Below are 20550 nucleotides of genomic sequence, written 5' to 3' on the forward strand. Positions count from 1 at the left end.
GAGTGCGGATAGGCTCGGTGCCCATGACCGGCACCCTGGAAGCCCTGTGGCCCGCACCGACCGCGACCGACCCCGTCGACGCGGTGGTCACCGTTCCCGGATCCAAGTCGGCGACCAACCGCGCCCTGGTCCTGGCCTCGCTGGCGGACCAGCCCGGCTACGTCCGGCGCCCGCTGCGCAGCCGGGACAGCCTGCTGATGGCCGAGGGCCTGCGGGCCCTGGGCGTCGGCATCGAGGACATCCTGAACAGCAGCACCGGCGTCCCCGGCGGCGGTGACGCCTGGCGCGTCCTGCCCAACCGGTACGGCCTGCCCAACCCGCTGCTGGGCCCGGCCCGGGTGGACGTGGGCAACGCCGGGACGGTGATGCGCTTCCTGCCGCCGGTCGCGGCGCTGGCCGACGGCGCGGTGCACTTCGACGGCGACCCGCGCTCGCACGAGCGCCCGCTCGGCGGCGTGATCACCGCGCTGCGGGCGCTGGGCGCGCGGATAGAGGACGAGGGGCGCGGGGCGCTGCCGCTCACCGTGCACGGCACCGGCGGACTGGTCGGCGGCACGGTCACCGTGGACGCGTCCTCGTCCTCGCAGTTCGTCAGCGCGCTGCTGCTGTCCGGGCCGCGGTTCCAGCAGGGGGTCGAGGTGCGCCACTGCGGCGACCCGGTGCCCTCGCTGCCGCACATCCGGATGACGGTGGAGATGCTGCGCGCCGCCGGGGCGCAGGTGGACGCGCCCGAGGACGGCGGCGAGCCGGACGTCTGGCGGGTCAGCCCCGGCGCGCTGCTGGGCCGCGACGTGGTGGTCGAGCCGGACCTCTCCAACGCCGCCCCGTTCCTGGCCGCGGCCCTGGTCACGGCGGGCACGGTGACCGTCCGCGACTGGCCCGAGCGCACCAGCCAGCCCGGCGACCAGCTGCGCGACCTGTTCACCCGGATGGGCGGCCGGTGCGAGCACACCCCGGACGGGCTGCGCTTCACCGGCGGCGGCCGGGTGCACGGCCTGGACGCGGACCTGCACGAGGTCGGCGAACTGGCCCCGGTGATCGCCGCGGTCGCGGCCCTGGCCGACTCCCCGTCCCGGCTCAGCGGCATCGCCCACCTGCGGCTGCACGAGACCGACCGGCTGAAGGCACTGGCCGACGAGCTGAACGGCCTCGGCGGCGACGTCACCGAGACCGCGGACGGGCTGCGGATCAACCCGCGCCCGCTGCGCGGCGGCGTCTTCCACACCTACGAGGACCACCGGCTGGCCACCGCCGCGGCCGTGATCGGGCTGGCCGTGCCGGGCGTCCGGGTGGAGAACGTGCAGACCACCGCGAAGACCCTGCCCGGCTTCACCGGCCTCTGGGACTCCATGCTGACCCCGGCGAAGGGCTGACGGTCCCCGCGATGCGCCGCTACGACAGCGACTCCGACGAGGACGACATCCGGGCCCGTCCGTCCCGCAAGGGCTCCCGCCCGCGGACCAGGACCAGGCCGACCCACGAGGACGCCGCCGAGGGCATGGTGCTGACCGTCGACCGGGGCCGCTACACCTGCCTGGTCGAGGCCGGGACCAGGCGCGAGCGCGAGATCTCCGCGATGAAGGCCCGTGAGCTGGGCCGCAAGGGCGTGGTGGTCGGCGACCGGGTCGGCCTGGTCGGCGACCTCTCCGGGGAGCCGGGCGTGCTGGCCCGGATCGTCCGGGTGGAGGAACGGGTGTCGGTGCTGCGCCGCACCGCGGACGACGACGACCCGTACGAGCGGATCGTGGTCGCCAACGCCGACAAGCTGGCCATCGTGATCGCGCTGGCCGACCCGGAGCCGCGGGCCCGGCTGATCGACCGCTGCCTGGTCGCCGCCTACGACGCCGGGCTGAGCCCGCTGCTGGTGCTCACCAAGTCCGACCTGGCCGCCCCCGGGCCGCTGCTGGACATCTACGCGCCGCTGGGCGTGGAGCACGTGGTCACCCGCAGGGACGACCTGGCCGGCGAAGGGGCCGAACGGGTCCGCGAGCACCTGCGCGGGCTGTCCACGGTCTTCATCGGGCACTCCGGGGTCGGCAAGACCACCCTGGTCAACGCCCTGGTGCCGGAGCACCAGCGGACCACGGGCCATGTCAACGCGGTCACCGGCCGGGGCCGGCACACCACCGTCTCGGCGCTGGCGCTGCGGCTGCCGCCCGCCCCGGAGGCCGCCAGGGGGACCGAGCCCGGCTGGGTGATCGACACCCCCGGCTTCCGCTCCTTCGGGCTGTCCCACATCGAGCCCGGCCGGGTGGTGCTGGCCTTCCCCGACCTGGTCCCCGGCACCGAGGGCTGCCCCCGCGCCTGCAGCCACGACGAGCCCGACTGCGCCCTGGACGCCTGGGTCGCCGACGGCCGTGCCGACCCGGCCCGGCTCTACTCGCTGCGCCGGCTGCTGTCCACCAAGGAGTCCCGCGAGGGCGACTGAGGACTCGCACATCCGCCGCCCCTGTCCCAGGATGGGTGGACTGACCCCGTGGAGGACCCGTGGCCTGGTTCCTGGTGATCGTCGCCGGACTGCTGGAGACCGGTTTCGCCGTGTGCCTGAAGCTGAGCGAGAACTTCTCCCGGCTCTGGCCCAGCGTCGGCTTCGCGCTGTTCGGCATCGGCAGCTTCGCGCTGCTGTCCACCGCGCTGAAGTCACTGCACGTCGGCCCGGCCTACGCGGTCTGGACCGGGATCGGCGCGGCCGGGACGGCGGTCTACGGGATGGTCTGGCTGGGTGACACGGTGTCGGTGCTGAAGATCGTCTCCATCAGCCTGGTGCTGATCGGTGTGATCGGTCTGCAGCTCAGTGGCTCGACCCACTGACCGGCCGGGTGTTGGCGTCCCGCAGGAGCCGCATCAGCGCGGCGAGCTGACCCGCGCGTTCCTCCCCCAGCGGGCCCAGGAAGTGCTCCCGCAGCCTGGCGACGTGCAGGCGCTGCGCCTCCTCCGCGATCCGGCGGCCCTCGGCCGTCAGCACCGCGTGGCTCACCCTGCGGTCCTCGACCGAGGCCTGCCGCTCGATCAGCCCGGCGCCCACCATCCGGTCCGCCAGCTTGGTGAAGCCGCCGCTGGTCAGCGCCACCTCGTGGGCCAACTGGCTCATCGTCAACTGTCCGCCCGGGGTGCGCAGCAGCCGTAGCAGCACCTCGAACCAGGGCCCCGGCAGGTCCACCCCGCCGACCGGTCCCACCTGGAGCAACGGCGTGGTCCGGCCGTACGCCTCGACCACCAGGCCCCACCAGGTGACCAGTTCCCGATCGTCCACACCCGCGCCGTCCGCCATGGGGCACAGCCTAGAACGTTGGCCCCGCCTGCTTCTGATCGTTACTGTGCAGCACATGGCCGACTACCACGACGATCTCCGCCTCGCCCACGTCCTCGCCGACCACGCGGACTCGGTGACGCTGGACCGCTTCAAGGCGCTCGATCTGAAGATCGACACCAAACCGGACCTCACCCCGGTCAGCGACGCGGACAAGGCCGTCGAGGACCTGCTGCGCAACGACCTCAAGCGGGCCCGGCCCCGGGACGCGGTGATGGGCGAGGAGTTCGGCGCCACCGGGCACGGCCCGCGGCGCTGGGTGATCGACCCGATCGACGGCACCAAGAACTACATCCGCGGCGTCCCGGTCTGGGCCACCCTGATCGCGCTGATGGAGCTGGGCCCCGGCGGCGAGCAGCCGGTGGTCGGCATGGTCTCCGCCCCGGCGCTGGGCCGCCGCTGGTGGGCCGCCAAGGGCACCGGCGCGTTCACCGGGCGCGGGCTGACCAAGGCGAACCGGATCCAGGTCTCCGACGTCTCCCAGCTGGGCGACGCCTCCTTCGCCTACTCCTCGCTGACCGGGTGGGAAGCCCGGGACCGGCTGCCGGCCTTCCTTGACCTCTCCCGCGAGGTCTGGCGGACCCGCGCGTACGGCGACTTCTGGCCCTACATGATGGTCGCCGAGGGCTCGGTGGACATCTGCGCCGAACCCGAGCTGAGCATCTGGGACATGGCCGCGGCCTGCGTGATCGTCGAGGAGGCGGGCGGGCGCTTCACCGGCCTGGACGGCGTCCCCGGCGTCCACAGCGGGGACGCCGCCGCGTCCAACGGCCTGCTGCACGGCGAACTGCTGCAACGGCTGGGCTGAAGGAACCCTCGGGCGGGGCATGTGCGTTGGGCGGGTACGGTTTGAACGTCCCTTTACCAAAACCCCGCACCCGACTGTCCGAGGAGATTCACCGGTGTCCTGGATCAGCGACCATCTGCTGGCGCTCAACGGCACTCTGGTGCTGCTCGCGGTGTTCCTGCTGCCCGCGCTGGAGTCCTCGGTCTTCCTCGGCTTCCTGATCCCCGGCGAGACCGCCGTGGTGATCGGCGGGGTGACCGCCTACAACGGAACCAACCAGCTGTGGGCGGTGATCGTGACGGCGGTCGCCGGGGCGGTGATCGGCGACAGCGTCGGCTACGCGGTCGGCAAGCGCTGGGGCGACCGCCTGCTCGGCCGGCTTCCGAGCCGGCTGATCAAGCCCGCGCACGTCCGGCAGAGCAAGGACCTGATCCAGCGGCTGGGCGGCCGGGCGGTCTTCGCCGGGCGCTTCGCCGCCGCGCTGCGGGCGCTGGTGCCGGGGCTGTGCGGGGTGTCCGAGATGCGCTACCGCACCTTCCTCGGCTGGAACGTGTTCGGCGGGGCGGTCTGGGCCACCGGCTTCGTGCTGCTCGGCTACTTCGCCGGGGCGAGCTGGCACCGGGTGGAGCACTACGCCAGCGTGGCCAGCTGGATCTTCGTCGGGGTGATCGTGGTCGCGGCGGCCGGGCTGCTGCTGCTCAAGCACCGGGCCGAGAAGCGGGCCGCCGCGCGTTTCGAGGATCTGCCGGAGACGGTCGGCAGCGAGGTCTGAGCACGGCTCCTGTCTGCACCCGCTCCCCGTCGGGTACCCTCCCTTCCATGAGTGACCTGCTGGAACGACTCCGTGGCCGGGGCTGGCGGCTGACCGCGCAGCGCCGGGTCGTGGCCCAGGTGCTCGACGGGGACCACGTCCACTTCACCGCCGACGAGATCCACGCCCGCGCGGTGGAGCTGCTCCCGGAGATCAGCCGGGCGACGGTCTACAACACGCTCGGCGAGCTGGTGACCCTCGGCGAGGTGCTGGAGGTCAGCACCGACGGCCGGGCCAAGCGCTACGACCCCAACGCGCACCACGCGCACCAGCACCTGGTCTGCTCGTCCTGCGGCGCGATCAGGGACGTCCACCCGACCGACGACCCGATCGCGGCGCTGCCCGCGACGGAACGTTTCGGCTTCACCATCGCGGCGGTCGAGGTCACCTACCGCGGCCTCTGCCCGGACTGCGCGCCCGCCACCGTCTGAGCGGCTCCTTGCCGAGCGCTAGGCGCTGAGGTCGGCGCGCAGCGCCTCCAGCAGGCGCACCGCGCGTTCGGTCACGCCCCCCGGCCCGTACGCGGCCGCGCGCTCGCACCAGTTCCGAGCCGTCGTCAGATCCCCGTGCCGGGCCGAGAGCAGGCCCAGCCGCAGCGCCGCACGCCCGTGCCCGGCGTCCGCGGCCCTGGTGTACCAGAGCACCGCCTCGGCCTCGCCGCCCTCGCGGGCCAGCAGCAGCCCGAGGTTGAAGGCCGCGCTGCGGCTGCCGCCCTCGGCGGCCCTGCGGTACCAGACCTCCGCGGTCCTGGTGTCGCCGCGCTCGGCCGCCCGCACCCCGACCCGGACCTGGGCCCGGTTGTGCCCGGCCTCGGCGGCGACCCCGTACCAGCGGTCGACGTCCTCCGAGTCGCGCTCCTCGCCGCCGCGCTCCAGCAGCACGGCGAGCCGGAACGCCGCCTCGGCGGAGCCGCGTTCGGCGGCCTGGCGGTAGCGCACCGCGGCGGCGTCGGTGTCGCCGCGGCGCTCCTTGGCGACCGCGAGCTGCAGTGCCGCCTCGGCGTGGCCCTGCCCGGCCGCGCGGGCGTACCACTCCTGGGCGTCGTGCTGCTCGCCGCGTCCGGCGTGCAGGATGCCCAGGTTGAAGGCGGCGTCCACGCTGCCGGCCTCGGCGGCCTTGGAGAACCACGGCTCGGCGCCGGGGGTGTCCCCGCGCTGGAGCAGCAGCACCGCGAGCGCGTTGCTGGCCTCCCGGTGCCCGGCGTAGGCGGCGCGCCGGTACCACTGCTCGGCCTGCGCCTCGCGGCCCTCCGCCGCGCAGAGCAGGCCCAGGTTGAAGGCGCCGTTGTGGTCCCCGGCCTCCAGCGCGGTGCGGTACCACTGCTCGGCCATCTCGGTCTCGCCCCAGGAACTGTGCAGCGCGCCCAGCGCGTTGGCGGCGTTGCCGTCGCCCGCGTCGGCGGCCTCGCGCCACCAGTCGGCCGCGCCGACCTCGTCGCCGCCGTCCCGCAGCAGGAAACCGAGCGCGCAGGCCGCGCGCGGCTCCCCGCCCTGCGCGGACTGCCGGTACCAGCGGGCGGCGCCGTCGCGGTCGCCACGGCGCTCCAGCTGGACGCCGAGGCGCAGCGCGGCGCGGGCGTGGCCGCGGGCCGCCGCCTGGTGGTACCAGGGCTCGGCGGCCTGGCCGTCGTGCGCGGCCTCCCTGAGCCGTCCGAGCCGGTAGGCGGCCTCCCGGTGGCCCGCCTCGGCGGCGGTGCGGAACCAGCGCACCGCGCCGACCGTGTCGCGGCGGTGCTCCAGCAGGTCGGCCAGGGCGTACGCGCCCCCGGTGTGGCCCTGCTCGGCGGCCTGGTGCAGCCAGTACTCGGAGCCGGGCTCGTCGCCGTGGTCGCGCAGGTGCAGCCCGAGGGCGTGCGCGGCGGGCGCGCTCCCGGCGACCGCCGCGGTGCGCCACCACTGGGCGGCCTCCTCGCGGTGGCCGCGCTGGTGCAGCAGCACGCCGAGGTTGTTGGCGCCGGCCCGGATCCCGGACGCGGCGGCGCGGCGCAGGTACGGCTCGGCGTCGTCCAGGTCGCCGCGGCGCAGCAGCAGCGCGCCGAGCAGGCTGCCCGCGGCCGGGTCCTCCTCGGCGGCGAGCCGGTAGCGCGCCTCCAGGGCGGCTTCCTCCTGCGCCTCCAGGGCGGACTCGAAGCTGCGGAACACCGGCGCGTCGTCGGCGTCGGCGCCATCGGCCCCGCTGTCGACGGGGTCGCTGACGTCTGGGTCGGCCGGGCCTGGCCTGGCCCCGGGGTGCGTCCCGGCCGCGGGGTCCGTCGCCGGATCGGGGGTCCGGTCGAGGTCAGCGTCGTCCGGGGCGCCGACCGCTGCCGCGCCCTCGTTCGGGACGCGCTGCAGCGGCAGCCGTCCCTTCTGCGGGTCGTCCTGATCGACGCCCGCCACTCCTCCAGCGACTACCGACATGTCGACTCCTGCGTCCGCCGGGCTACTGGGCGTCCCTGCCACGCATCGGAGCTCCGGGCCGCTTCTCGGCCCCGCACCGTCCCCCATGGGGTTCATCGTCGCATCACCCGCAACCCGCGTACACCTGGTATACCCCAGCGCTGGGGGTTACTTCAGCGCTTTGTCGATTTCGCGACACATCAACCTTGCGGAGCAAGCTCCCTGAGTCACAGTCTCCCCACTGGCACCGGGAAACCTGCGGAGGACACGCACGCGGAAGGCCCGGTGCGATTGCACCGGGCCTTCCGACAAGGAGTAGCGGGGACAGGATTTGAACCTGCGACCTCTGGGTTATGAGCCCAGCGAGCTACCGAGCTGCTCCACCCCGCGTCGTTGTGTCCTCACTGTAGATCAGAAACGGCGGACCGTGCAAATCAGTTGGCCGGTACGGCTCCGAGGGCCGCGCCCAGCGCCGCCGCCAGCCGCTCCCGGTCGGCCCGGTAGGCGGCGGTGTCGCCGCGACCGAGGTCGGCCACGCCGTCCTGGTATGCCTGCCGGGCCGCGCTGAGACTGGCGTCCAGGCCGCTGCTCCCCGACCCGGCGCCGACCAGGACCTCGGACAGGGCGGTCGGCAGGTCGGAGGCGATGGCCGTGCGGCTGCCGAACATCGCCAGCACCTTCTCCGGCACCGGCCGTGCCCCGGTCGGGCGGCCCAGGTAGACCGCCTCGGTGTAGAGCACCCCGCCGCCGACCGGCAGCGCCACCAGCCCGCCGTAGCTCAGGGACGAGCCGCTGCTCCCCCGCAGCAGCGCCAACTGCGTTCCCACCAGCGGGTCGGCGCCGAAGGCCGCCTGCGCCGCCGCGGGGCCCGGGGTGCTCGTCCCCGGGGCCAGGTCGAGCACCCGGAGGGTGCCGTGCGGGTCCGCCGAGATCAGCGCGGCCAGCTCCTTCTTCCCGCTGCCGGTGACGAAGGCCCCGGTCAGCGCGGTGGAGTCGGTCGGCCGGCCCGGCTCGGGCAGCGAGAGGTAGGCCGGCGGCTGGGCGCCCCCGCCGCCGGCCGGGTCGGCCGGGACCTGCCAGGCGTCGCCGCCGTCGTAGAAGGAGGCGGCGTCGGTGACGTGGTAGTCGGCCAGCATCCGCTGCTGCGTCGTGAACAGGTCCTCGGGGTAGCGCAGTTCGGACTTCAGGTCAGCGCCGATCTCGGCGTACGGGCGGACCGTCCCGGGGAAGGCCTTCATCCAGGTGCTGAGCACCGGGTCGGTGCGGTCCCACTGGTAGAGGGTGACCGCGCCGGTCTTGGCGTCCACGGTGGCCTTGACCGCGTCCCTGACGTAGTTGACCCGGACCCCGGACCCGCCGGAGCCCAGCGTGGCGCGCGCCGCGTAGGGGTAGTCGTCGCTGGTGGTGTAGCCGTCCACGACCCACTCCTTGCGCCCGCCGACGGTGACCGGGTACGGGTCGCCGTCCACGCTGAGCCAGGGCGCCACGGCCAGCACCCGGGCCCCCGGCGCGTCCGCCGGGGCGGGCGCGGCGGCGGCCGGGGCGGGCAGCCGCAGGCCGCCCAGCGCGGCGGTGGCGGAGGCGGCGGACGGCACCCGGGCCGACCCGGACGCCTTGGCCGCGTCGCTGTGCGGGGCCGCGGCGGACCCGGCGCCGCCGGTCGTCCCGTCCCCGCCGGTGGTCCCGCCCCCGTTACCCGTCCCGCTCGCGCCGGCCGCCGGGTAGGCGGTCACCCCGGCCGCGGCGATGCCGAAGGCGTCCCTGGTCGCGGTGATGTTGCGCTGCAGGTAGGGCTGCTCCTTGGCCTTCTGGTCCGCCCTGACCTGGAACTGCTGCACCAGCGCCGGGTACACCGTGCCGACCAGGACCGACGACAACGCCATCAGCCCCAGCCCGATCATCGGCACGGTCCAGCTCCGGCGCAGCGGCGTCAGCAGGAACAGCACCGCGCAGATCAGCGCCGCGCAGCAGAGGATGGCCCGGCCCGGCAGCCCCGCCGTGGCGTCGGTGAAGTCCAGCCCGGTCCAGCCGCGCACCGGGCCGAGGCTGCCGTCCTTCAGCTCCAGCGCGTAGCGGTCCAGCCAGTAGGCCACCGCCTTGAGCGCGGTGAACAGGCCCAGCAGCACCCCGAGGTGGGCCTGCGCCGCGCCGGAAAAGCGGCGGCCCCTGGCCTGCGCCTGGATGCTGCCGTAGAGGTAGTGCACCAGCGCGGTGATCGCCAGGGTGGCCACCAGCACGGTGAGCCCGAAGCCCAGCAGGCAGCGGTACCAGGGCAGGGTGAAGACGTAGAAGGAGAGGTCCCGGTGGAACTGCGGGTCGACCGTGCCGAAGCGGGTGCCGTGGTCGTAGGCGAGCCAGGTCCGCCAGTCGTCGCTGGCCGCCGCGCCCGCGACCAGGCCGGGCACCAGCGCGGCCAGCGCCAGGACCCGGCCGCGGTGCCGGTCGACCGCCCAGCGGTAGCGCTCCAGGCTGCGCTGCTCCTCGGACATCGCGCTGAGCGGCGCCCGCAGCCGGTACGCCAGCCAGCAGTTGACGCCCACCAGCAGCGAGGTGGCCAGCCCGAAGGCCAGGAACAGCAGCGCCCGGGTGCTGAGCACGGTGCTCCACACCCCGCCGTAGCCGACCGAGTCGTACCAGAGCCGGTCCGCCCACACCGCCGTGGCAGTGGCGAAGAGCCCGGCCAGCAGCACCGCGACCAGGGCGGTCCGCACCAGGACGCCTCCGCGGTAGGGCAGAGCGGTGCGCAGGCGTGGCCCGCGGGACGGCCGGGAACCGCCGCGATCCGGCATCTGGAATACCACCGCACGCACCTCAAGGACTGGGGGTCTCGACCCGGTTCTCATCCACGGGAGCCCCGAGGCCGGTTCCCCTCAGATGCAACTTGATTCGGCCGCCTCCGAGTTCCCGTCCACGGAGAGTTCCGGTCCGTGGACATGTGAGGATGGATGCCATGTCCGAACCCCTTCAGGAGAGCCTTCCTCCTGCCGCCCGCCCGATCACCCGCGCCGTCCTCGAAATCGACGAGTACGCCTCCGGCCTCGGCTGGGACCAGCCCGCACGCCTGTTCGCCCTGGTGGACACCGCCGCGCTGCTGAAGAGCGAGCCGGGCCTGGCCCGCCAGTTGGGCCTGGAGCCCGGCGCCGGGAACGAGTTCACCCCGATCGAGCAGGACGAGGTGCCCAAGGGCACCCCGCTGGACACCTTCCTCGGCACCATCGCCTGGCCGGACGCGGTCGCGGGCTGCGCCCTGGTGGTCGAGCGGCTGATCCTGCCGCCGACGGCCGAGGCGAAGCTGCCCGAGGGCGCCTCGGAGCGGGAGCTGACCACGTGGGTCGCCGAGCACCCCGAACGGCAGGAGGTCCGGATGACCGTGGCCGTGCTGCGGGACGGGACGAAGGAGACCGCGCTGCGGCTGCGGCAGAAGGACTCCCCCCGCGAGGTGCTGACCGGCCCCGCGCTGGTGCCGGGGCTGGCCGAGGCGCTGCTCACCACCTTCGCCTGACCGCGCCTTCGCCTGACCCCCCGCGGCGCTGCTCCCGCTGCCTACTTGGCGCAGCTGGGCAGCGCCGCGGTGTTCCCCGAACGGATGTCGGCCAGGTCGTTCACGGCCTGGGCCAGGGTGTCCACCTTGATCAGCCGCAGCCCGCTCGGCGTCCCGTTCGCGGCCTCGGCGCAGTTGTCCGACGGGGTGAAGAAGTACTGGGCCCCGGCCTTGCGCGCGGCGATGACCTTCATCGAGATGCCGCCGATCGGACCGACCTTGCCGGTGTCGTCGATGGTGCCGGTGCCGGCCACGAACTTCCCGTCGGTCAGGTCGGTCGACTGGAGCTTGTCGACGATGCCGAGCGAGAACATCAGCCCGGCGCTGGGGCCGCCGACGTCGCCCAGGTTGATGTCGATCGAGAACGGGAAGGTGTGCTCGGTCCCCGGCTGGATCCCGACCATGGCCTTGCCGGTGTCCGGGTTCTTCGCCGTGGTCACCGTGACCTGCTGCGGGGCGCCGCCGGTGGTGCCGTTCTTCCCGTCCTTGCCGGGCGGGAGCACGGTGAACACCACGTCCTGGCCCGGCTGGTGCTTGGTGACCAGGACGGCCACCTGGCTCGGGTCGGTGACCTTGGCGCCGTCCACCGCCACGATCACGTCACCGGCGTGCAGCTTGCCGACCGAAGGGCTGCCGGCCACCACCGCGGAGACGACCACCTCGGTGCCCACCGGGATGCCCAGCTGCTTCAGCGCGGCGGCCTTGGCGCTGTCCTGGGAGGCGGTGAAGTCCTCGGCGTTCTGCTGCTCCGCCTGCTGCTCGGTCTGGTTGTCCGGGTAGAGGTTGGCGTGCGGGATCACCGCCGCGTCGTGCCGGAGCCAGCCGGTGACCGCCTCGACCAGGTTGAGCTCGTAGTCCGCGCTGGTCACCTCGACCGTGGTCATGTTGAGGTTTCCGGTGGTCGGGTAGGTGGTCCGGCCGCTGATGGTGATCACCGGCTTGCCGTTCTGGTCACCGAGCGTGTTGTAGGTCGGCCCCGGGCTCATCTCCGAGTAGGGCACCTTGATCAACGCGGTCGCGAGGAACAGCGCTATGAGCAGGATCGTGGAGGCGAGCATCGTCGCGGAGCGCCGTGGCATGGCACGACAGTACGGGACGTGATCGGCGCTCCGCCCGCCGGACTACTGCTTCGGGCCGCTCGTCCGCTCCATCGCCTCACGGAAGCGCTGGTGACCGGCGAGTGAGTCGTTGTCACCCGTCGTCCTGGTCCGGGTCGACCAGGCGGCCCAGACCGCCGCGCACACACCGGCCACCGCGGGGATGGCCCACCAGGCGAGCACACTCATGTTCGTCACTCCTGCTCGTCGCGGCTATGAGCAGACTATCCGCCCATAGGGACAACGATCACAGAGCCGTTCGGGTCACGCCTCCCGGGCCCCCGACCGGACCGGACGCGAGCCGGACTCCGGCCGGCCGCTCAGCAGGAGGCGACCCACTCCTCCTCGCCGTCGGCGAACCGCTGGTGCTTCCAGATCGGCACCGTGTGCTTGAGGTCGTCGATCAGCCTGCGGCAGGCCTCGAAGGCCTCGCCCCGGTGCGCGCAGGACACCGCGACGATCACCGCGGCGTCGGTCACCCGCAGTTCGCCCACCCGGTGCACCGCGGCCAGCGCGGTCACCGGGAAGTCGGCAACGACCTTCTCGGCCACCCGGCGCAGCTCGCTCTCGGCGGTGGGATGGGCGCTGTACTCCAGAGCGGTGACGGCCTTGCCGCCGTCGTGGTCCCGCACGGTGCCGACGAAGACGACCGTCCCCCCGGCGTGGGTGTCGCCGACGGCGGCGTGCACCTCGTCCAGGGAGAGCGGGGTCTCGCGCAGCGCCAGCAGGCGGATCGGGTCGTCGGCGTCCTTCATGGGTCCATCATCGCCCACGGCGACGGCGGATCCGTCCCCGCTTTCGTATCGCGGACATAACATTCCACCTCCGGGCCGCTGACGAGCCCGCTGCCGGGCCCCCGGGGGAGCCGACGGCCGGTCAGATCCGCCTGCGCTTGCGGGCCCGGCGCACCAGCGCCGCCGTGCCGACCAGGGCCACCGTGGCGCCGGCCGCGCCCAGCGTGGTCGCCGCGTCCTTGCCGCCGAGGCGGCGTCCGGCCACCGCGTGGTTGCCGGAGACCTGGGCCAGCAGCTCGCCCAGCACCTCCTCGTTGGTGTGCACCGGACGCCAGCCGGCCTCGTGCAGCCGGCTGCCGGAGACCACCCACGGGAACATGGTGTACGCCAGGTCCCCGGCCGGGGCCGGGGTCAGCCCGAGCCGGTGCAGCCGGGCGGCGGTGCCCAGGGCGAGCGAGGCGGGCAGCTCCATCCGGCGGATGCCGGTGATCTCCTCCACCTCCTCCTGCTCCAGCCAGCCGTCGCAGCCCACCGTGACCTCGCCCTCGACCAGGCCGAGCGCCGCGTACTCCAGCGCCGTGGCCAGGTCCTCGACGTGGCAGAACTGCCAGCAGGGCCGCGAACCGGCCACCACCAGCAGCCGGGGCGCCTCGAAGTGCCGGGTCAGCACGGTGTCGACGGCGGGCCCCACCACCACGGCCGGGCGCAGCACGGTGACCGAGAGGCCGGGGTGCGCCATCGGGGCGCGCCGGCCCAGCCGTTCGATCTCCAGCAGGTCGCCGACCAGGGAGGCCTCCTCGGTCGCGCGCAGCGGCGCGTCCTCGGCCAGCGGGATCTCGTTGTCGTCCAGCGCGCCGTAGACCATCGCCGAGGTGCACAGCACCACCCGGTGCACCCCGGCCGCCGCGGCGGCGGTGAGCACGGTCTGGGTCCCGCGCACGTTGTAGGCGCTGCGGGCCTTGGGGTCGGTGTCCATGCCCAGGTCGAGGGCGAGGTGCACCACCACGTCCACCCCGGTGAGGCGCTCGGCCACGGCCGGGTCGCGGACGTCCAGCACTCGCCACTGCACGCCGGGGACGTCGCCCCGGCGCTCGTCGATCGCCAGCACCCGCTTCACCGCGGACGAGCCGGCCAGCCGGGCCGCGAGCAGCGCGCCGACACCGGAGGCGGCGCCGGTCACCGCCACCACCAGCGGCGGCCCGTCGTACTCGGGACCGGCTGCCGCGGGGGCCGCCGCCTCCTCGGGACCGGGGGCGACCTCCTCCGCGGCCTCCGGACCGCCCTGCTCAGCGGTCAGCCCAGAGCGAACGTGCGAAGGTGGGGAACTCACCGGCTCTCCTTCACGGTTAATTTTGATGCGTACGTGTGATGCGCACGCACGTGTCACGTATCGACCATCCTGCCCGAGGCGAGCCCCCGGACGTACTTCCCCCCGCCGCTCGGAGCGACGGCCGACGAGATCGAGGCAACTCGTGAACGACTTCCCCTTCGGCTTCGGTGTGCCCCCCGAGGAACCCGAGGACGGCAAGGAGGGCGACAAGGCCGACGGTACGGGCTCGGGCTCCGGCTCGGGGACCCCGGGATCGGGCGGCCCGTCCAACCCGTTCAACTTCGGCTTCGGCAACCTGCCCGGCATGCCCGGGTCCGGCGGCTCGGGGAATCCGCTCGAAGGCCTGTTCGGCGCCATGAACCCGGGCGACATCGGGGCCGCGTTCCAGCAGCTCGGCCAGATGCTGTCGTTCGACGGCGGCCCGGTCAACTGGGAGCTGGCCAAGGACCTCGCCCGGCAGGCCGTGGTGCAGCCCGCCGAGGACGGCTCGAAGGACCGTTCGGTAGGTGAGTCCGAACGGACCGCCGTGGCCGAGGCGGTCCGACTGGCCGATCTCTGGCTTGATTCCGCCACCTCGCTCCCGGTCGGCGCCAACAGCGCGGTCGCCTGGAGCCGGGCCGAGTGGATCGAGGCCACTCTCCCCGCCTGGAAGGAGCTGGTGGACCCGGTGGCCGAGCGGGTGGCCGGGGCGATGGGCGGCGTGGTTCCCGAGGAGATGCAGGCCATGGCGGGCCCGCTGCTCGGGGTGATGCGCAGCATGGGCGGCGCGATGTTCGGCACCCAGATCGGGCAGGCGCTGGGCGCACTGGCCGCCGAGGTGGTCGGCTCCACCGACGTCGGGCTGCCGCTCGGCCCGGCCGGCAAGGCCGCGCTGCTGCCGCAGAACATCGACGCCTTCGGCGAGGGCCTGTCCGTCCCGGCCGACGAGGTCCGACTCTACCTGGCCCTGCGCGAGGCCGCGCACCAGCGGCTGTTCGCCCATGTGCCGTGGCTGCGGCAGCACCTCTTCGGCGCGGTCGAGGCCTACGCCCGGGGCATCAAGGTCGACACCTCCCGGCTGGAGGACCTGATCGGCCAGATCGACCCCGGCAACCCGGAGTCGATGCAGGAGGCGATGTCCGGCGGCCTGTTCCAGCCCGAGGACACCCCCGAGCAGAAGGCCGCGCTGGCCCGGCTGGAGACCGCGCTGGCCCTGGTCGAGGGCTGGGTGGACGCGGTGGTGCACGCCGCGGCGGCCCCGCACCTGCCGCACGCCCCGGCGCTGCGCGAGACGCTGCGCCGCCGCCGGGCCTCCGGCGGCCCGGCCGAGCAGACCTTCGCCACCCTGGTCGGCCTGGAACTGCGCCCGCGCCGGCTGCGGGACGCCTCCCGGCTGTGGGCCTCGCTCGGCGACGCCCGCGGCACCGACGGGCGCGACGCCCTGTGGGAGCACCCGGACATGCTGCCCACCGCCAAGGACCTGGACGACCCGGACGGCTTCGTGCACAGCGGGGACGCGGTCGCGGACGACGACGGGGAGAAGATCGACTTCTCCAAGCTGGACGAGATGCTGGGCCGCGCCGCGGCGGCGGGCAGCGGCCCGGTCGCTGATCCGCCGGCGAAGCCCGGCGAAGCCGACAGTGCCGACGGCGCCGGTGGTTCCGACGGGACCGACAGCTCCGGTGACTCCGACGGCGATGACGAGGGCAAGGCGTGAGCCTTCCGCCCGACGATGGCCTGCTGCACGCGGACGTGGTCCGCACGCTCCAGGAGTGGGTCGCCCCCGACGCCGAGGAGGACCTGCTCCGGCGGGACTACCTCGACCACCTGGCCGCACGCCCCGACGGCGTGTGGCGCTCCTGCCACCCGGCGCACATCACCGCGAGCGCGCTGGTGGTGGACGTCGAACGGGGGCGGGTGCTGCTGACGCTGCACCCCAAGGTGGGCCTGTGGCTGCAGCTCGGCGGCCACTGCGAGCCGGGGGACGCCTCGCTGGCCGCCGCCGCGCTGCGCGAGGGCACCGAGGAGTCCGGGATCGACCAGGGGCTGCTGCTGTATCCGGCCGAGGCCCCGGCGCCGGTGAAGCTGGACCGGCACGCGGTCCGCTGCGCCGGCCGGGACCAGCCGGAGAACACCCATCTGGACGTCCAGTACCTGGCGCTGGCCCCGGCCGACGCGGTGGAGCGGATCAGCGAGGAGTCGCTCGACCTGCGCTGGTTCGGCTACGACGCGCTGCCCACGCCGACCGACGCCTCGGTCAGGACGCTGGTCGCCAGGGCCCGCAAGCTGCTGGGCTGACCCGGGCCGCCCGCTCTCCCGCCCACGGACCAGACCAGAGCAGACCTAGCCGCAGTCGCCGAGGCTCTCCGGCTCGGCCTCGGTCCGCGGGCCCGGCACATGCGGCAGCCGGGCCGCCGCGACCACGCCCTCCAGGTACCCGCGGGCCCGCTCGGTGCGCGGGTACGGGTCGAGCAGCGCCCAGAACCGCGGGCCGTGGTCGGCCACCAGCAGGTGCGCCAGCTCGTGCAGCAGCACGTAGTCGACCACGTACTCGGGCATGCCCTGGAGCCGGTGGGAGAGCCGGATGGTGCCCTCGACCGGGGTGCAGGAGCCCCAGCGGGTGTTCTGGTTGGTGACCCAGCGGACGCTGGCCGGGACCGCCCGGCCGTCCAGGTACCGGGTGGAGAGCTCGGCGGCCCTGGCCACCAGGGCGTCGTCGCCGAGGATCTGCCTGCTCTCCTGCGCCGCGAGCTTGTCCAGCATCTGCGCCACCCAGCGCTTCTCCTCGGCCGCGGACATCCGGGCCGGGATCAGCACGACGGTGCGGTCGCCCTCGCGGTAGGCGGAGACGGTACGACTGCGGCGGGCGCTGCGGCGCACCTCGACGGCCTGCGCCGCGGCAGCCGTTCCGGATGGGTCCGGGGCGTGCTGACGCGGAACAGAGGGACGGGAATCCTGTCCTGCTGCCACGCGCCAGACGTTACCTGCTGGCGGTGACAGAAGTCCTGCCTCCTGGCTGAATTGAAATCTCCCAACGCCCGGTTCTGGGCCAGGAAATGGGGATATCTTCGGGCAAGCCGGGCAGAGATATGAGCCACTCCCCCGGCGTTCGTATGACTACTACCCCCAGCCTGTGGATAACTTTCCGGGCCCGCGAGCCCCGGGGTGCATGCTCGGTCCAGGCACCGTGAAGGAGACCCCATGCGCCCCTGTCTGAAGCCGGCCCTGCGCCGGGCCTGGCGTGACCGGCACACGCTCCAGTTCGGCGTGGGCCGGGCGCACGCCGCGGTGGTCGAGTCCGCGGAACCGGCCGACGCCGCCTTCCTCGACCTGCTCGACGGGACCAGGGAGCTGCCCGCGCTGACCGCCGCCGCGGCCGGTCTCGACCTCCCCGCCGAGCGGGTCGGCCTGCTGCTGGAACGGCTGGAGCGGGTCGGCGCCCTCGACGACGCCGACGCCCGGCGACCGCTGCTGGAACTGCCCCCGGCCGAGCTGGCCCGGCTCGGCCCGGATCTGGCCGCGCTCTCGCTGGCCCACCCGGAGCCCGGCCGCGGGCCCGAACTGCTGCTGGCCAGACGCAGGGCCAGGGTCCGGGTCCGCGGCGGCGGCCGGGTCGGTGGCGCCATCGCCGCGGTGCTCGCCGCCTCCGGGGTGGGCCTGGTCGAGGTGGTCGACAGCGGCAGCGTGCTGGAGCAGGACACCTCCCCCTGCGGGGTGCTGATCGCCGACACCGGCCGGCCCAGGGCCGCCGCGGCCCGCGCTGCCGTCCGCCGGGCCGCCCCCGGCCGGCCGGACGACGGGGCCGCCGCCCGGCGCGTCCCCGACCTGGTGGTGGTCGCGCCGCGCGGGGACGCCGCCGGGCTGCTGGCCGACCCCGGGCTCAGCCGCGAGCTGCTGCACGCCGGCGTCCCGCACCTCTACGCCGGGGTGCTGGAGACCCTGGGCACGGTCGGCCCGTTCGTCCTCCCGGGCCGCTCCGCCTGCGGCAACTGCCTCTCGCAGCACCGCGCGGACGAGGACCCGGCCTGGCCCCGGCTGCTGGCGCAGCACTGCTCGGGCCGCTCCGGCAGCGGATCCGCCGCCTGCGACAGCGCGCTGGCCACCACCGTGGCCGGGCTGGCCGCGCTGCACTGCCTGATGTTCCTGGACGGCGCGTCACCCCCTAGCCTGGGCGGGTGGGCCGAGGTGTCCATGCTGGACGGCTCGATGCGGCGCCGCCCGCTCGAGGCCCACCCGGACTGCGGCTGCTGCTGGAAACCCGTGCCCGCCGCTGGGGGGACAATGATGGCAACCCTTGATCCGCCTACTGGGAGGCAAGCGTGAGCGATCTTCCGCGTAAAGCCGTGACCCGCACGGCCAAGCTCGCCGCTCTGCCCCTGGGCTTCGCCGGGCGCGCCACCCTCGGCCTGGGCAAGCGGATCGGCGGCCGTCCCGCCGACGTGGTCTCCGCCGAACTGCAGCAGCGCACCGCCGACCAGCTGTTCCGGGTCCTCGGCGAGCTGAAGGGCGGGGCGATGAAGTTCGGCCAGGCCCTCTCGGTCTTCGAGGCCGCCCTCCCGGAGGAGGTCGCGGGCCCCTACCGGGCCGCGCTGACCAAGCTGCAGGAGGCCGCGCCGCCGATGCCCGCCGTCTCGGTGCACGCCGCACTGGCCGAGCGGCTCGGCGCGGACTGGCGCGAGCTGTTCCAGTCGTTCGACGACAAGCCCGCCGCGGCGGCCTCGATCGGCCAGGTGCACCGCGCGGTCTGGCACGACGGACGCGCGGTGGCGGTCAAGGTGCAGTACCCGGGCGCGGGCGACGCCCTGCTCTCCGACCTGACCCAGCTCGGCCGGGTGGCCCGGCTGATCGGCCCGCTGATCCCGGGCCTCGATGTGAAGCCGCTGATCAGCGAGCTGCGCAACCGGGTCACCGAGGAGCTGGACTACGCTCTGGAGGCCCAGTCCCAGCGGGTCCACGCCGAGGAGTTCGCCGACGACTGGGACATCTCGGTCCCGGCCGTGGTGGCCCAGGGCGACCAGGTGCTGGTGACCGAGTGGATGGACGGCATCCCGCTGTCCGAGGTGATCGCCGACGGCACCCGGGAGCAGCGCGACCGGGCCGGGCAGCTGCTGGCCCGCTTCCTGTTCGCGGGCCCGGCCAGGACCGGCCTGCTGCACGCCGACCCGCACCCGGGGAACTTCCGGCTGCTGGTGGACGAGGGCCCGGCCGAGGGCTGGCGGCTCGGCGTGCTGGACTTCGGCACGGTCGACCGGCTCCCGGAGGGGCTGCCGCTGCCGATAGGCAGCGCCCTGCGGATGGCCCTGGCCGACGACGCCGCGGGCGTGCTGGAGATGCTGCGGCAGGAGGGCTTCGTCAAGCCGGCCATCGAGCTGGATCCGGCGGCGGTGCTGGACTACGTGCTGCCGATCATCGAGCCGGCCGCGGTGGAGCGGTTCCACTTCACCAGGAGCTGGATGCGCTCCCAGGCGGCCCGGGTCGGCGATCCCCGCTCCCCCGCCTACGCGCTGGGCCGACAGCTCAACCTGCCGCCGTCCTACCTGCTGATACACCGCGTCACACTGAGCACCATCGGGGTGCTCTGCCAGCTGGACGCCGAGGCGGCGCTGCGGGCCGAGCTGCTGGAGTGGCTGCCCGGCTTCGCCGACTCCGAGGACTGGGTCGAGGCCTGACAGCCCGCAGGCCCGGAACCGTGCGGTCCCGGGCCTGCGCAGAAGTGACGTGCGGAGTGATCGTGCGGAAGTGATGTTCGGTCGGTGCCGCTGCGCTACTGCATGACGACGCTGGCGAGCGCCTTGCGCGCACGCAGGGTCATCCGCTCGGCCTTGTGCCGGAGCTTGAGCGCGCGCACCAGGCGTTCGTGCTCCGCCTCCTGGCGGCGTTCTTGCAGATGGACACGGGCCAGGGCTTCGGGCATGAGTTGCATGTGGAGGTTCCTCCGGGAGTTGCTCGCGGCTTCGGCGCCGCGGTGGGCATCGGGTTCGGTGCTGGTGAGAGTCATCAGGGCCTGCTTGTCGGACGTCGGATCGATGGACGGGTGGAGTGCCGCGGTGGCGGCCTGGTCGGTCTTCGCTGCGGCTTCCCGTACGGACCTGCGGAGGGCGCCGGCCGGGGTGTTCCTGGCGATCATGCGATGACCTCGTTCTTGCGCGGACGGCCCCGGGGCCGCTTCCGGGCGACGACGACACCCTGGACGAACAGCTCCCCGCCCCAGACGCCCCAGGGCTCCCGGCGCTCCAGGGCGCCCTGCAGGCAGGACTCCTTGACCGGGCAGGTGCCGCAGAGGGACTTGGCGTACTCGACGTCGGCCGGGGTCTCGGCGAAGAAGACCTCGGGGTCGAGCGAACGACACGGGATGGGGGCGCCGAGGGTCTCGGCGTCGTCGAACGCGGTGATCTGCATAAGGGATACCTCCGGGGGGTGGTCCTGCGCGGTGGGTGGGGCGGACGGCGGAACGGGGCTGGGCGGGGCGGTCACCGATGACACGTTGTCCTCGTGCTCTCTGTCGGGTGGTGCTGGTCGGATGTCGGCTGTGCGCCGGACAAAACAGAAGGGCCGCGGTTCCCTGAACGGGATTCCGCGGCCC

Annotated in this window: 21 protein-coding genes and 1 tRNA gene; 11 read left to right on the plus strand and 11 right to left on the minus strand. The window is 74.0% G+C overall.

All coding sequences use genetic code 11. The features are described 5' to 3' along the window. Window positions 1-23 precede the first annotated feature (23 nt). The 3 genes from aroA to ACEZDE_RS11935 are packed head-to-tail and all read left to right on the plus strand — an operon-like array spanning window position 24 to window position 2811. The gene (aroA, locus tag ACEZDE_RS11925; RefSeq protein WP_380535393.1) at window positions 24-1373 is read left to right on the plus strand and encodes a 3-phosphoshikimate 1-carboxyvinyltransferase; all 1350 of its coding nucleotides are present in this window, start codon (window positions 24-26) and stop codon (window positions 1371-1373) included. An 11-nt stretch (window positions 1374-1384) separates the two neighbouring features. Further along, entirely contained in the window at window positions 1385-2428 is a 1044-nt protein-coding gene (gene rsgA, locus ACEZDE_RS11930; protein WP_380535395.1) for a ribosome small subunit-dependent GTPase A, read from the plus strand. A gap of 59 nt (window positions 2429-2487) precedes the next feature. Continuing rightward, window positions 2488-2811, plus strand: a complete 324-nt coding sequence (locus tag ACEZDE_RS11935; RefSeq protein ID WP_380535397.1) for a DMT family transporter — start codon at window positions 2488-2490, stop codon at window positions 2809-2811. Here the strand turns inward: ACEZDE_RS11935 and ACEZDE_RS11940 are convergent. Then, window positions 2792-3271, minus strand: coding sequence for a MarR family winged helix-turn-helix transcriptional regulator (locus ACEZDE_RS11940; protein ID WP_380535399.1), 480 nt, complete (start codon window positions 3269-3271; stop codon window positions 2792-2794). The genes ACEZDE_RS11935 and ACEZDE_RS11940 overlap by 20 nt on opposite strands. Before the next feature lie 55 nt (window positions 3272-3326). On the opposite strand from ACEZDE_RS11940, the gene hisN reads away from it, so the two are divergent. From hisN to ACEZDE_RS11955, 3 genes are all read left to right on the plus strand, one after another. Then, window positions 3327-4118 carry a histidinol-phosphatase gene (hisN, locus tag ACEZDE_RS11945; protein ID WP_380535401.1) on the plus strand — a complete coding sequence of 264 codons (792 nt, stop codon included), beginning with the start codon at window positions 3327-3329 and terminating at the stop codon, window positions 4116-4118. Between the two features lie 94 nt (window positions 4119-4212). Further along, window positions 4213-4869 (plus strand): DedA family protein, encoded by a 657-nt coding sequence (locus ACEZDE_RS11950; RefSeq protein ID WP_380535403.1) that lies wholly within the window; start codon window positions 4213-4215, stop codon window positions 4867-4869. Between the two features lie 47 nt (window positions 4870-4916). Continuing rightward, window positions 4917-5339 carry a Fur family transcriptional regulator gene (locus ACEZDE_RS11955; protein WP_380535405.1) on the plus strand — a complete coding sequence of 141 codons (423 nt, stop codon included), beginning with the start codon at window positions 4917-4919 and terminating at the stop codon, window positions 5337-5339. Between the two features lie 18 nt (window positions 5340-5357). On the opposite strand, the gene ACEZDE_RS11960 is transcribed toward ACEZDE_RS11955, so the two are convergent. The 3 genes from ACEZDE_RS11960 to ACEZDE_RS11970 form a co-directional block, all read right to left on the minus strand. Then, complete coding sequence (locus ACEZDE_RS11960) at window positions 5358-7307, minus strand: tetratricopeptide repeat protein (protein WP_380535407.1); 1950 nt, start codon at window positions 7305-7307, stop codon at window positions 5358-5360. Window positions 7308-7602: 295 nt separating this feature from the next. Continuing rightward, window positions 7603-7676, minus strand: a tRNA-Met gene (locus ACEZDE_RS11965). A gap of 44 nt (window positions 7677-7720) precedes the next feature. After that, the gene (locus ACEZDE_RS11970; protein WP_380535409.1) at window positions 7721-9997 is read right to left on the minus strand and encodes a UPF0182 family protein; all 2277 of its coding nucleotides are present in this window, start codon (window positions 9995-9997) and stop codon (window positions 7721-7723) included. A 239-nt stretch (window positions 9998-10236) separates the two neighbouring features. On the opposite strand from ACEZDE_RS11970, the gene ACEZDE_RS11975 reads away from it, so the two are divergent. After that, a complete protein-coding gene (locus tag ACEZDE_RS11975) occupies window positions 10237-10788 on the plus strand; it encodes a PPA1309 family protein (protein ID WP_380535411.1) in 552 nt (183 codons plus the stop codon). Between the two features lie 41 nt (window positions 10789-10829). On the opposite strand, the gene ACEZDE_RS11980 is transcribed toward ACEZDE_RS11975, so the two are convergent. The 4 genes from ACEZDE_RS11980 to ACEZDE_RS11995 all read right to left on the minus strand — a co-directional run bounded on the left by ACEZDE_RS11980 (window position 10830) and on the right by ACEZDE_RS11995 (window position 13988). After that, window positions 10830-11906, minus strand: coding sequence for a YlbL family protein (locus ACEZDE_RS11980; protein WP_380535412.1), 1077 nt, complete (start codon window positions 11904-11906; stop codon window positions 10830-10832). A gap of 42 nt (window positions 11907-11948) precedes the next feature. Next, window positions 11949-12113: a hypothetical protein gene (locus tag ACEZDE_RS11985; protein WP_380535413.1), complete on the minus strand. Its 165-nt coding sequence runs from the start codon at window positions 12111-12113 to the stop codon at window positions 11949-11951. 131 nt (window positions 12114-12244) lie between these two features. Continuing rightward, window positions 12245-12679, minus strand: a complete 435-nt coding sequence (locus ACEZDE_RS11990; protein ID WP_380535415.1) for a molybdenum cofactor biosynthesis protein MoaE — start codon at window positions 12677-12679, stop codon at window positions 12245-12247. 121 nt (window positions 12680-12800) lie between these two features. Next, window positions 12801-13988 (minus strand): NAD-dependent epimerase/dehydratase family protein, encoded by a 1188-nt coding sequence (locus ACEZDE_RS11995; protein ID WP_380535416.1) that lies wholly within the window; start codon window positions 13986-13988, stop codon window positions 12801-12803. A 142-nt stretch (window positions 13989-14130) separates the two neighbouring features. Between ACEZDE_RS11995 and ACEZDE_RS12000 the strand changes: the two genes are divergently transcribed. Beyond that, entirely contained in the window at window positions 14131-15684 is a 1554-nt protein-coding gene (locus ACEZDE_RS12000; protein WP_380535418.1) for a zinc-dependent metalloprotease, read from the plus strand. Further along, entirely contained in the window at window positions 15681-16265 is a 585-nt protein-coding gene (locus ACEZDE_RS12005; protein WP_380535420.1) for an NUDIX hydrolase, read from the plus strand. Before ACEZDE_RS12000 ends, ACEZDE_RS12005 begins: the two co-directional genes overlap by 4 nt. Before the next feature lie 45 nt (window positions 16266-16310). Here ACEZDE_RS12005 and ACEZDE_RS12010 read toward each other — a convergent pair whose 3' ends face one another. Next, a complete protein-coding gene (locus ACEZDE_RS12010; protein ID WP_380535422.1) occupies window positions 16311-16937 on the minus strand; it encodes a M48 metallopeptidase family protein in 627 nt (208 codons plus the stop codon). Between the two features lie 231 nt (window positions 16938-17168). On the opposite strand from ACEZDE_RS12010, the gene ACEZDE_RS12015 reads away from it, so the two are divergent. Both ACEZDE_RS12015 and ACEZDE_RS12020 read left to right on the plus strand, forming a co-directional pair. Further along, window positions 17169-18290, plus strand: a complete 1122-nt coding sequence (locus tag ACEZDE_RS12015) for a ThiF family adenylyltransferase (protein ID WP_380535424.1) — start codon at window positions 17169-17171, stop codon at window positions 18288-18290. Beyond that, entirely contained in the window at window positions 18287-19636 is a 1350-nt protein-coding gene (locus tag ACEZDE_RS12020) for an ABC1 kinase family protein (RefSeq protein ID WP_380535426.1), read from the plus strand. Before ACEZDE_RS12015 ends, ACEZDE_RS12020 begins: the two co-directional genes overlap by 4 nt. A gap of 95 nt (window positions 19637-19731) precedes the next feature. Here the strand turns inward: ACEZDE_RS12020 and ACEZDE_RS12025 are convergent, their stop codons facing one another. Further along, window positions 19732-20094: a hypothetical protein gene (locus ACEZDE_RS12025; RefSeq protein WP_380535428.1), complete on the minus strand. Its 363-nt coding sequence runs from the start codon at window positions 20092-20094 to the stop codon at window positions 19732-19734. After that, window positions 20091-20441 (minus strand): WhiB family transcriptional regulator, encoded by a 351-nt coding sequence (locus tag ACEZDE_RS12030; protein ID WP_380535429.1) that lies wholly within the window; start codon window positions 20439-20441, stop codon window positions 20091-20093. The genes ACEZDE_RS12025 and ACEZDE_RS12030 overlap by 4 nt, the downstream gene beginning before the upstream one ends. Window positions 20442-20550: the final 109 nt, after the last annotated feature.

Origin of the sequence: Streptacidiphilus cavernicola, assembly GCF_042510955.1 — a bacterium.
In the GTDB taxonomy this organism is placed as follows: domain Bacteria; phylum Actinomycetota; class Actinomycetes; order Streptomycetales; family Streptomycetaceae; genus Streptacidiphilus; species Streptacidiphilus cavernicola.